8 protein-coding genes are annotated in these 12,340 nt (G+C 64.6%); 5 read left to right on the forward strand and 3 right to left on the reverse strand.

Annotation, left to right across the window (positions count from 1 at the left end; translation table 11 throughout):
- Positions 1–247 precede the first annotated feature (247 nt).
- Together IFT54_RS12375 and IFT54_RS12380 are read left to right on the forward strand one after the other, a co-directional pair.
- Entirely contained in the window at positions 248–3,427 is a 3,180-nt protein-coding gene (locus IFT54_RS12375; protein WP_244648922.1) for a TonB-dependent receptor, read from the forward strand.
- A gap of 86 nt (positions 3,428–3,513) precedes the next feature.
- Positions 3,514–5,106 (forward strand): tryptophan halogenase family protein, encoded by a 1,593-nt coding sequence (locus tag IFT54_RS12380; RefSeq protein WP_192070865.1) that lies wholly within the window; start codon positions 3,514–3,516, stop codon positions 5,104–5,106.
- Here the strand turns inward: IFT54_RS12380 and IFT54_RS12385 are convergent.
- Both IFT54_RS12385 and IFT54_RS12390 read right to left on the reverse strand, forming a co-directional pair.
- A complete protein-coding gene (locus IFT54_RS12385) occupies positions 5,103–6,578 on the reverse strand; it encodes a carboxylesterase family protein (RefSeq protein ID WP_192070866.1) in 1,476 nt (491 codons plus the stop codon). The two genes, IFT54_RS12380 and IFT54_RS12385, sit on opposite strands and share 4 nt — an antisense overlap.
- The gene (locus IFT54_RS12390; protein ID WP_192070867.1) at positions 6,575–7,324 is read right to left on the reverse strand and encodes an SGNH/GDSL hydrolase family protein; all 750 of its coding nucleotides are present in this window, start codon (positions 7,322–7,324) and stop codon (positions 6,575–6,577) included. The genes IFT54_RS12385 and IFT54_RS12390 overlap by 4 nt, the downstream gene beginning before the upstream one ends.
- Positions 7,325–7,614: 290 nt before the next feature.
- On the opposite strand from IFT54_RS12390, the gene IFT54_RS20735 reads away from it, so the two are divergent.
- Positions 7,615–7,746 carry a hypothetical protein gene (locus IFT54_RS20735; RefSeq protein WP_274604149.1) on the forward strand — a complete coding sequence of 44 codons (132 nt, stop codon included), beginning with the start codon at positions 7,615–7,617 and terminating at the stop codon, positions 7,744–7,746.
- A gap of 141 nt (positions 7,747–7,887) precedes the next feature.
- Here the strand turns inward: IFT54_RS20735 and IFT54_RS12395 are convergent, their stop codons facing one another.
- On the reverse strand, positions 7,888–8,124 hold the full coding sequence (locus tag IFT54_RS12395; RefSeq protein WP_159513194.1) for a DUF3253 domain-containing protein: 237 nt from the start codon (positions 8,122–8,124) through the stop codon (positions 7,888–7,890).
- A gap of 971 nt (positions 8,125–9,095) precedes the next feature.
- Between IFT54_RS12395 and IFT54_RS12400 the strand changes: the two genes are divergently transcribed.
- Together IFT54_RS12400 and IFT54_RS12405 are read left to right on the forward strand one after the other, a co-directional pair.
- On the forward strand, positions 9,096–10,490 hold the full coding sequence (locus tag IFT54_RS12400) for a DUF4139 domain-containing protein (protein WP_244648991.1): 1,395 nt from the start codon (positions 9,096–9,098) through the stop codon (positions 10,488–10,490).
- Positions 10,490–12,022, forward strand: coding sequence for a DUF4139 domain-containing protein (locus IFT54_RS12405; protein WP_192070868.1), 1,533 nt, complete (start codon positions 10,490–10,492; stop codon positions 12,020–12,022). Before IFT54_RS12400 ends, IFT54_RS12405 begins: the two co-directional genes overlap by 1 nt.
- Positions 12,023–12,340 lie beyond the last annotated feature (318 nt).

Genomic DNA, 12,340 nt, shown 5'->3' on the forward strand with positions numbered 1-12,340 from the left:
TCCCCCCATGGTCGTGACCGCTGCACGGCCATCCCGAACGACAATGCCAGTTCGAAAAATAAACGCAAATTGATTATCCAATTGACGGCGCTTTGCGGCGCGGTAGAACACGGGTGCCAAGACAACGGTAAGTTGCGGCTGGCACGTGGGAGAGGGGTAGGGCGCCGCGGCGCCGATCAACTTCATTCTCGCAGGCTAAAGCGTTCGCCAATCGCTGGCGGTGTTGATTGTGAGGGAGAGGGTCGGAATGTTGCGCGCAAAATCCAAGAACATGTTGATGGTCGCCGCGTCGGTGACGGCGTTGGTCAGCAGCAGTACTGCGCTCGCGCAGCAAACATCGACGACGCAGGGGGTGTTGCAAAGCGCGCCCACCGATCAGGCTGCATCGCCGTCCGCGGCTGCGGCCGATCAGGCGAGCGAAACGCAAACCCCGACCACCCCGACGAGTGATGCCGCCGCAGAAAGCGAGGACATCGTCGTTACCGGCATTCGCGGCGCGCAGCGGCGTGCGGTCAACCTGAAGCGCGATGCCGCGTCGGTCACCGATTCGATCTCCGCCGAAGACATCGGCAAGCTGCCCGACGTGACCATTTCGGATTCGCTCCAGCGTATCCCTGGCGTGCAGATCCGCCGCGACGCGGGTGAGGGGGCGGCAATCAACATTCGCGGCCTGCCACAGGTGACGACGCTGCTCAACGGCGAGGCCTATCTCGGCGCGCAATCGATCACGACGATCCAGCCGAACTTCAACGACATCCCGTCGCAGCTGTTCGCCGGCGCCGACGTCATCAAGTCGAGCACGGCGGACCTGCTCAACGCGGGCATCACCGGCACCGTCAACCTGCGCACGCGCCGTCCGTTCGACCTGAAGAAGGGCTTCACCTTCGCGGCTGCCGCCGAGGGCGCGTACGGCGACAAGACCAAGGAATTCGATCCAAACCTGAACGGCTTGTTCGGCTTCCGTGGCGAGAAGGTCGGCTTCCTCGTGTCCGGGGCCTATTCGAACCTGCATCTGTCGAACTCGCACAACGGCATCCAGGAAGGCTATGGCGCAGCGCTCCACAACGAGCAGTTCAACACCGCCGCCAACCCGACTGGCGACGTCAACCTGAGCAGCGGCTTTTCGCCCGCCAATCGTCCCAAGGGCACGATCGTCGGTACCGGCCGCGACGTGAACGGCGACGGTGACTCGAACGACGCGTTCATCGTCCCACAGGGTTTCACCGCCTGGGACAAGGTGAACCAGCGCGAGCGGATCGGTATCAATGCCTCGGCGCAGTGGGAGATCAGCGATGCGCTGACCTTGAACGCCGACGCGTTCTTCACCCGCCAGAACGAGAACGACCGGACTGCCGGCATCCAGATGCAGAACGTCAACTGGCAGGCGGCCGAATTCGTCCCGGGGCAGTCGCGTAACACGGGTTCGGTTGTTTCGCTCAGCAACGGCGGCGTGACTCGCGACTATGACCTGAACACCACACAAGTCTATAATTACGATCTCGGCAACTTCGACTCGTACGCGCAGAATGATCGCTTCAAGTCGCAGTCGCAGAACTACAATGTCGAACTCAAGTACGACAATGGCGGTCGCTTCAAGGCAAGCCTGCGCGGTATCTACGGCAAGGCCTATTCGAACTACGACCAGAGCTATCTGCAGTTCAGCCCGTCCAACGGCGCGCAGTGGCAGCCGGGCGGGATCGGTCATTATTCGACGGGAGACGTCGCGTTCAATCCCGGCGGCTATGTCGTCAACACCTTGGCGGGCGCGGCGTCGCTACCAGCGACGGTCGATTTCACCGGCAACCAGCCCGTGTTCACGCTGCCATCGCAGCTGACGAACGCGCTCGGCAATATCGACAGCTACACGATGAAGACGACCTCGTCGGAGGGCAATTACCGGCGCAAGGGCGACCTCAAGCTGATCCGCGGTGACGTCTCCTACGAGGCGAACGACAATGTCAGCCTGGCCCTGGGTGGCCGGTATAGCGAGCGCACGGTCGACGATTTCGAATTCGATCGCGCGGCACCGCTCTATGCCGGGCAGGCGTCGCAAGCGGGTGGCTGCCTGGTCAAATGGAAGGCATTCGACGTCCCCCTGAACGATGCTTCGTGCCGTGCCGGTACGGGCACATTCGGGACCGCCAGCTTCGCTCCCTACACCGCAGGGCAGGTCCGCAAGGCGAGCGATCCGATCTTCAACGGGCAGGTCAAGCAGTACAACCTGCCGGGCGCTGGCCTGCCGCCGATCTACGTGCTGGATCCCAAGGTGATGGACAACGCGCTGGCGTTCCAGAACAGCTTTTATCCCGGCAACGTGGAAGTGCAGAACCCCGGCGCGTCGTTCAACGTCGGCGTGAAGCAGATTTCGGGCTACGCGCAGCTCAACGTCAAGGGCGACGTGTTCGGTATCCCGGTGTCGGGCAATGCGGGCCTCAAAATCATCAACACCAAGCTCGACATCACGCAGTTCGTCACCGGTTCGCCACAGCCCTATGGCCTGGCCAATCTGAGCAACGGCACCGTCGAGACCAAGCGCAGCTTCACCGACTTCCTGCCCGCCTTCAATCTCGCGTTCAACCTCGCCGAGAACGTGAAGCTGCGGCTTGCCTATTCGAAGACGATGACGTTGCTCGACCTCAATCAATGGGGCGGCGGCCTTAACCCGACCTATGCGATCGACACGAGCAACCCCGGTTCGCCCGTGTTCCGCGTCACCGGCGGCAGTTCCAACGGCAACCCGCAGCTCGATCCGTGGCGCGCCACCAACGTCGAGGGATCGCTCGAATATTATATTGGCGCGAGCAGCCTGATCAGCGTCGGTGCCTTCTACATCGACGTTGCGAGCTTCATCCAGTCGGGCAACATCGTCCGCACCGACCTGCCCGACAATGACGGCGTCGTTCGCAACCGAACGGTCTCGATCAGCACGCCGGTGCAAGGCGATGGCGGGACGCTGAAGGGCGTCGAGGCAGGCTGGAAACAGTCGTTCAGCGACCTCGGCTTCATGCCGTCGATCCTGACCAACTTCGGTATCGACGCGAACATCACCTATTCGCCGTCCGACTCCGGCGCGGTCGATCTGAAGGGCGATGCGATCCCGTTCCAGGATAATTCGAAGATCCAGACCAATCTGGCGGGCTTCTACCAGGACGATCATTTCCAAGCGCGTGTCGCGTGGAATTATCGCTCCAAGCGCGCGGTGCAGCAGAATTTCGGCGGTATCCAGGGTCTCGAACTCTATCAGCAGCCAACCAACTATGTTGACGCGTCGATCAGCTACGACTTCACGCCGAACCTGACGCTGTATGCGCAAGGGTCGAACCTGACCGGAGAATACGAGAAATACTATCTGACCTTCCCGGACGAGAAGGCCTACAACAACATTTACGAGCGCCGGTTCATGGCGGGTGCACGCTTCAAGTTCTGAGGCGTAATGTGTGACGCAGATGCCCGCCGGCTTTCATCGGGGTGGCGGGGACCTGTACGCCGGACTGCGTTGACGGGGAGTTGGTCATGACGGGCAGAACACCGGGTCCGGCATCCGCCCGCGGGCCGCTGCGCTCGATCGTCATCGTCGGGGGCGGCACGGCGGGATGGATGGCGGCAACGTTGCTCGCGCGCCGGCTCGAGCGCCAGCCGGTCAAGATCACGGTCATCGACTCCAGCGCGATCGGCACGGTCGGCGTCGGCGAGGCGACCGTGCCGGGCATCCGCGATTTCTTCCGCGAAATCGGCGTCACCGAGCAGGAGGTGATGGCGGCGACGCAAGGCACGGTCAAACTCGGCATCGAGTTCGTCGACTGGAAGCGCGAAGGCGAGCGCTTCTTCCACCCGTTCGGCCTGTACGGCATGCGATCGCGCGGCGTGGCGTTCCATCATTACTGGCGCAAGATGAACGTTGCCGGTCACGCTTCGCCGCTGGCCGATTTCTGTCTCGCCACCGCGCTGGCGGAGCGCAACCTGTTCATGCCGCCGACCGACCGGCCGGTGCATGATCTGCTGTTTTTCGACTGGGCGGTGCACTTCGATGCCGGGCTATTCGCACGGTTCCTGGCGCAGAAGGCGATCGCATGGGGCGTCGAACACATCGATGCCACTATCACCGATGTGCGCGTCGACGGTCGTACGGGGTTCATCAGCGGGGTGGACACCAGTTGCGGCAAGGCGATCGATGGCGATCTGTTCGTCGACTGCTCGGGGTTCCGGTCGCTGCTGCTCGGCGGCGCGCTGGGCGTGCCGTATGAAGACTGGACGAACCTGCTGCCGTGCGACCGGGCAGTGGCGATGCCGTGCACGCGATCGGGGCCGCTGACCCCGTATACACGCAGCACCGCGCTCGAAGCCGGTTGGCAGTGGCGCATCCCGCTCCAGCACCGCGTCGGCAACGGCTATGTCTATTCGAGCCGTCACATCTCTGACGACGAGGCGGTCGCTACGCTGAAGAGGAGGCTCGAGGGCGAAGTGCTCGGCGAGCCAAACATGATCCGCTTTCGCACTGGGCGGCGTACGGCCTTTTGGCAGAGGAACTGTGTCGCACTTGGGCTCGCCGCGGGCTTCATGGAACCGCTCGAATCGACCAGCATCACGCTGATACAGACGGGTATCGAGAAGCTTCTCGCCTTGCTGCCCGATCGCGGGTTTGATCCCGCGCTGGCGGAGGAATATAATCGCACGACCGGATTGGAATATGAGCGGATCCGCGATTTCCTGCTGCTCCATTATTTTGCCAATGTCAGGCGTGGAGAGCCGATGTGGGATCGCTGCCGCGACACGGCGCTCCCCAACGCGCTGGCGCACAAGCTCCGGTTGTTCAAGGCGCGCGGCCATCTGGTCCGGTATGAGTGGGAATCGTTCCAGGATCCGAGTTGGCTGTCGATGTATGCAGGCTTCGGGATCGACGCGGCCGCGCATGATCCCGGTGCCGACCATTTCTCGATTCCGGACCTTGAATCGGCATTTGCCCGGATGAAGGAGTCGATTGAACAGGCTGTTGCGCTCGCGCAGCCGCACGACGCGTTCCTCGGCTTGGCTGCGCGCAGTCCAGGGCTCGCGCAGCCTGCCGAGCCGGGCGGCGCTCCTGATCGCCTGATGATGCCGGCGCGTTAGGGAGTGTCGCGCAGCGTGCAGATTGGCCCGCGCAGGTCTCGCCGCGCAGCCGGGCCAGTCTGTTCGAACGCCATGTAGGCGCGCGTGTCGACCGAATAGCGCGCCCATAGGGGCAACCCGGCGCTGTTGGGATTGCCGGTTCTGACGAAGTTGACCCAATAGCGTTGTAGCGGCGGCTGGCCGGGTTGCGGCGGGTTGAACACATAGCCGATCTCGCTTGCATGGCTGACCGTGCCGCCAGCCGGCGCGTAGTCGAACTGATACTGCCACACCGGTACACCGATGCGTGCGAATGCCTTGGAGACGGCGATCGTCGGACAGCGAAAGGTCACGTCATCGGCGATCTGCGCGGTGACGTCACCCAGGCGCAGATCATCGACCGGCGTACCGCCTCGCTGGAGACCGTAGAGATCGAGCGCCCGGTCGGCGCCCGCACCGAATTCGCGTCGAACCGTCGCCTCCGCCGCAGCGCGACCGCCATGCAGGGGCAGTTCCTTTGCATTAACGCCGATGACGAGCGGCGTGCCTGCGAACCGGCCGCTCGCCAGCAGCTTGGCGGGCGTATCGGTCAGGACGCGACCGTCGATTATCGCCTGCAACCAGATGAAGCTGTCATCGTCCAGATCGGGAACATCGACTGCGTCTTGCGCCTCCAGGATTTTGGCGACGGACAGGTTGCGGAGCTGGGCGGTCGGGGCCGTATCCGGCAGTCCGGCGGCCCTTATGAGACGTTCACCCAGGCGTTCGTTCTGCACTAGCGTCCGCGGCGCGACACCGAAACCGGGCGTTCCGCTTTCCTGGATCGCCTGCGCGAACAACCCGCGCGAAGCCGGGGCCAGGTGGTGTAGCGCGACGTCCTGCGCGCCGGCAGATTCCCCCGCAATCGTGACGCGCTTTGGATCGCCCCCGAAGCGCGCGATGTTGCGCTGGACCCATGCGAGCGCCGCCTGCTGGTCCATCAGCGCGTAATTGCCCGAATGCCCGCCCTGTTCACGGCTGAGGGCGGGATGCGACAGGAAGCCGAGCGCGCCGAGGCGGTACTGGATGCTGACCAGCACGATGCCTGCTTCGGTGATCCGCGATTCGACGGTGCCGCCGCCGGCGCCTGCGCGATTGCCACCGCCGTGGATCCATACCAGCACCGGCAGCGCCGCGGTCGCGCTCGACGTCGGCGTGCGTACGTCGAGGAACAGGCAATCCTCCGAGTTATGGATCGCCGCGTCCCGGTTCCAGTCGCCATAGACGGGTTGCGGACAGGCCGCATGGGGCGCGATTGCCTCGACAGGTTCAGTCCAACGCGTCGGCCGTTCGGGCGCGCGCCACCGCAGCGGTCCGGTCGGCGGTTTGGCGAAGCGGATGCCGCGGAACACCGCACCGCCGTTCGCGAGCGCCTCGCCGCGGACCGGACCATCGTCGGCGCGCACCACTGGGCCGGCGATGACGGCTGCGAGCGCCAGCGCGAGAACGATCACCGGGCGAGCGCCTTCGGGGCAGGCTTGGCGAGCGAGGCGCGGATCGCCGCTTCGGCAACCGGTCCCATGACGGCATATCCCGCCTTGTTCGGATGGACGCCGTCATAGGTCAGGCTCGCACGGAACCCCTTGCCGTCGTGTAGCGCCGTCCAGTAATCGGCATAGGTAGCGCCGGTCTGCGCAGCATATCCCTTCAACCAGCTATTCATCGCCACGATCTTGTCGGCGGTTTCCAGGCCGGGCCGCCACGGAAAATTTGCGGCGGGCGGGATCGAGGCGAGGATCACACGGATCCCGTGCGCGCGCGCGAGTTCCGCCATCGTCATGATATTAGCCTTCGACTGGTCGGGCGTCATCGGCCCGGTATTACCGGCAATGTCGTTGGTGCCGGCCATGATCTGTACGACTGCGGGTTTCAGATCGATCACGTCCTGGCGAAAGCGCAACACCATCTGCGGCGTTGTCTGCCCGCCGATCCCGCGTCCGATGCGATTGTTGTCGGTAAAGAAGGTAGGGGCCATGTCGAACCAGCCCTGCGTGATTGAATCGCCGATGAAGACGACGCGTGGGCCCGCCATGCCGGCAGGCAACGCCGTATTGGCCTCCGTGTAGCGGCCGAGCCATGCCCAATCGGTATGCAACCGCTCCTCCGCTTGGCGCGCGGCGCTGGCCTTCACATCATCCGTATTCGCGATTGTCGGTGCGGCCACTGCTGCCAGAGACAAGCTGAGTAAGATCGTTTTCATATTGCGCTCCGGAATTCTCGCAGCGCTATCGCATAATGAGACGGCAAAGCTAAATTTTGTGCGACCTGCGAACGATGGGTTGTGGTGCCTTATCCTTACACTGATCCAGGGCAGCGTGGGTTTGGCAGAGCGTGGCGCCACGACGGCCTCCACCTTGTTGCCTGCAATCTGGCAGCACGCTTGGGGCGGCGGTGCTGGGCACTGTGCTTACCAGCCTAGAACGCGGACCCGCTGGGCCGCTGCAACAGGTTCAGTAGATGCTCGTGGGGCAGGGGTCGGCGGCAAGCACAGTGGCGAAGTGGGCAGGGCTCGCGCGCGGCCTGCACCTGACGTTCTGGGGCGTCCTGATAATAGTATGCGTCACGCTCGCGCTCTCGGTGTTCGTGCCGCAAGCGACCAAGGAGCACAGCGTGCCAACCTAAACCGATGTCTGATTGCGGGCAGCAGAAGGAGCGGCATGAAAGTCTGCCTGTGGGTCGCCGCAGCCGCAGCTGCTGAATATGACGTTGTTGTGCGGACGTCTGATACTGGAATGGGCAAAACATGCGAATTAAGCCCTAGCTTCAATCGCCGCCAAGATTGCGGATCCTGTACGGCCCTGAGCGCTTTGCAAGCGGCTGTCCCTTCCAGCTAAGCTGTACCAGCCCGTCGCTGACTAGCTCGTCTATCGCTTCATGGACTGCAGGCATTGCGCTACGCCAATCCTGTGCAATTGAACGGGCCACTTCGCTTGGGCATATCGTCGCCCCCGGTGCGCGGCGCTCGAGCAGGGAAAGTGTGGCTGCCTTCGGATCCGTCATTCAGACTGCGTCGACCGCGCGCTCCGGCTGGTCAAGGTGCTATTGGCATTCGGTGCCTTCCTCGGGCAGCTTATCCGTGCAGAACGTGGCAGGATGGTCGTGAGAAACTCGCGGCAAGCGGAAATACCTCTGGTCGACGGATTCGACGAAGAACCGGATATTACCGACTGCGCGCGCCGATGTGATCTCGGGTCCGTTCTGGAACGACCTCCGCGCGGCAGCTGCAGCGATGGGTGTGTGGAGCTTCTATCGCAAAGAGCGGATGGGACCCCGGAGCGAGCTTGGCCAAGATCTCCGCCTGCGGGTGCAGGCTGGGTTAGACGTCTCGGCGCCAGTCCGGCGGTTGTTCGCCGTCAAGAAGGACATCTCGGCGGAAGTACTCGGCCGGTTCCAGCGGAACTGGTCGGACCGGGCCGACAAGGAGCATTCTCGCCTATACTTTGGGCCGAGCATCACTTTCGGGACGAGGTTCTAGCCGATCGGATGCAGCCGGCATGGTCGACGAGGGCCCCATTGGAACGCCTGCTCGGCTAGCCTGTCGCGGCGGGCGCGTCGGCTAGAATACGAAGCTAAACGAACGTCGCCTCTTCGGGCGAAGGTAGGACGGTCTGAGCGTCGCCTTATGGGTCTTTGCGGATTCGGTGGGAAGGCGTCGCCGAGCTCGGCGTCTATCGGATCGATATCTTGTTCGGGCGTTCCAAGGATTGGCGGCGTATCGGCACCCGCTACGACCAGTAACCGACGGACTTGCTCTCCGCCGTCGCTCTCGCGGACACCGTCATTTTGGCTATGATCAACGTCTCATAACCTTAATGGCGCAGCGCACCGATCAGAGCGAACAAGCGCCGTTGTTTGGGTCAGAAAATCAGACGCACAATGTCGCGTTGCCCTTCTGATGCGGTCTCGCCATTATAGCAAGGACTGGGGAGAGTGACGTGCGCAAAAGCATCTCGAGAGCGTGTGGTTTGGTGATGCTGCTCGGGTCGATTTCGGCAGCCGCTCAGCAATTGCCGCCCCCGGCTGATTCCCCGACCGCCGGAACGGCGCAAGGCGACGTGTCGGTCACCATCTACACCAACGACGTCGCCCTGGTGCAGGACATCCGTCCGCTGAACCTGGCGAGCGGGCGGGTTCGCCAGAATTTCCCCGACGTGAGCGCAGCGATCCGACCGGAAACGGTGTCGCTGACCGTGCCCGATGCCGCGATCGTCGAGCAGAATTTCGACTATGATCTGCTCAGCCCGTCGAGCCTGATGGAGAAAGCGGTCGGCGAGACGATCACGCTGGTGCGGACCAATCCGGCCACCGGCGCGGAAACCCGCGATCGCGCGAAAGTGCTGGCGGTGAACGGCGGCGTGGTCATCGAATTGAACGGTCATGTCGAGGTACTGCGCGACGATGGGCTGCCGGTGCGCGCGGTGTTCGACCGGGTGCCCGACGCGCTGCGGGCGCGCCCGACGCTATCGGTGACACTGACCAGCACGCGCGGAGGAACCCGTCCGGCGACGCTGTCCTACCTGAGCCGCGGGCTCGGCTGGAGCGCCGATTATGTCGCGCTGTTCGACGACAAGAGCGGCACGGTCGATATCCAGGGCTGGGTAACGCTGAAGAATAGCAGCGGGACGACGTTCGCTAACGCCAAAACGCTGCTGGTCGCCGGCGAGGTCGGCAGCGCCGACGATGACGGCAGCGGCGGCTATGCGCCGCGTCCGCGCCGCCGAACGACGACACGCCCCGGCACCGAGAGCGCCGCGCGCGAGCAGCTCGGCGACTTCTACCTCTATCCGCTGGCCGAACGCACCACGATCGCCGACAAGCAGACCAAGCAGGTCAGCTTCCTCGATGCCAAGGGCGTGGCGGCGGGCGCGGGCTATCGGTTCGAGAATGGCTGGCTCGGCAGTTCGGATGAACCACGCAGCGCGCAGTCGGTGCTGCGGTTCAGTAACTCGGGTGCAGCAGGCTTGGGCGACGCGCTGCCGGCGGGGGTGGTCCGGGTCTATGTCCGCGATGCACGCGGGCAGCCGCAGTTCACCGGCGAAAACCGGATCGAGCATACCCCGCAAGGGTCGACCATCGCGCTTCCCACCGGCGACGCGTTCGATGTGAAGGTGCAGCCCGTCACCGTGTCGCGCACGCGGCAGGGCGACCGCCGCTGGCGCACGGCGATGCAGTACAAGCTGACTAACGCCCGCGCCCGTCCGGTCACGGTCGAGCTCATCCAGGGCGGGCTCGACTGGGGCGACGTCCGGGTCGTCGAGGACAGCGCGAAGGGTGAACGTCGCACCGCCGGCACGCTGGCGTGGCAGGTATCGGTGCCGGCCAATGGCAGCACCACGGTGACGGCGACCTTCGACACGCGCTACTGATGCGCCATCTGCTGCTCCTGGCGGTCGCGCTGCTGGCGGGCAAGGCGGAGGCGCAGACGACCGTCACCTCGTCCGCGCCGGACCGCGTCTCGCTCACGGTGTACCGGGCACCTTATGGCCGCGGGGCGATGACCCTCCAGTATCTCGGTGGCTTTGCACTGGTGACGGAGACGCGTCGCGTCCGGCTGCCGCGCGGACCGGCGGTTCTGCGGTTCGAGGGCGTGGCGCATGGGATCGTGCCGGTCAGCGCAGTCATCGACGGCCTGCCCGGCGGCACGATCGAGAAGAACCGCGACGCCCGCCTGTTGTCGCCGGCCTCGCTTGTCGACGGTACGCTGGGTCGTGACGTGACGCTGACCCGAACGGACAGGGCGACCGGACGACCGACCAGCGAGCCCGCGACCATTGTCGCCGGCCCGGCACCGGGCGTCATCCTCCGCACGGCGACGGGGATCGAGGCTTTACGCTGTTCGGGTCTCGCGGAGCGGCTGGCGTTCGCCGGCGTCCCAGGCGGCCTGTCGAGCAAGCCGGTGCTGAGTGTAACGACCATCAGCCCGGCGGCGCGCACGGTCACGGTGCGTCTGTCCTATCTCGCGTCCGGGTTCGACTGGCGGGCGAGCTACGTCGCTGCGCTCGCCGCGAACGGGCGAACGGTCGACCTGTTTGCCTGGCTGACCCTCGCCAACAGCAACCCGGAAGTGTTCCCGAAGGCCGAGGTGCAGGCCGTCGCGGGCCGGCTCAACCGGGTGGCGTTGCCCGCGGTTCCGGCGGCGGCAGGCGGGCTGCGGCTGGTCTGCTATCCGCTCGGCACGACGACGTCGGATCTGCCCGAAACGGAGTTTGAGCCTGCCGACGAGATAGTGGTGACGGCGTCGCGCGCGATGGCGCCCCCCCCGCCGCCGATGATGGCGCCCCCGGCACCACCCCCGCCGCCGCCCCCTCCCGAAGATCTTGGCGATCTCAAGCTTTATCGCATACCGACGCCCACGACCGTCGCCGCACGCGCGCAAAAGCAAGTTGCTTTGCTCTTTCAAAAGGGCGTGCCGGTTGACCGTCGCTACCGACGCGCGGTGTATCCCGGCCAGCAGCTCGACGGCGTGCCGACGTCGATCGTGCTCGTGATGAAGAACGATACACCTGGCGGCCTGGGCGTGCCGCTGCCAGCCGGCAGCACCGCACTCTACGCCGAGCGGGCTGGCGGACGCCTGCTGCTGGGATTGGGCGCGGTCACCGACCGCACGGTTGGCGAGACGGTGCGCCTAGCGGCAGGTATCAGCAGCCAGGTTATGTTGACCCAGGCTATCGTTGCGTCGCGCGTGCCGGTGGCGGCTCCGGGGGAAGCATTGTCGCGAGAGGTCGTGCTGACGGCGACTAACGCCAACCCGTTCCCGGCGACGCTCGACGTCCCGATCGGGGCGGCGGGCCAGGCGATCGAGGCCGATGACAAGGCGCTCAACCGAACCGACGGGATCCTCACCTGGTCGCCGACCCTGCCGCCGGGCGGTCGCGCCAATCTGCGTTACCGTTACTGACCGGCCCACTTCGACCTCCCAGGTCGGGCGATACCGCATACGCCTGATTTCAAGATCTATATAGGGTCAGGAAGCCTGTACTGGTAGCAGCTACGATGCCTCGCCGTCCCCGCCAGTTGCGGCACATGAATGGATGACAGGTTTCGGCGAGCGGAAGGGGCGTTCGGAACGTCGCCTTTTGGGTCGTGACCGCCGAGACAGCCATCGACCAGTTCAAGCCATCGCTGCGTTAGCCGGCGAACGGCTGCTCCCGACAGATCCTTCCGTACGCGTGGCACAAACCGGACAGGCAGCAACGGGCCCGAATTGGCCGCTCGC

The sequence above is a fragment of the Sphingomonas sp. CFBP 13714 genome (assembly GCF_014842205.1).
GTDB lineage: Bacteria > Pseudomonadota > Alphaproteobacteria > Sphingomonadales > Sphingomonadaceae > Sphingomonas > Sphingomonas aerolata.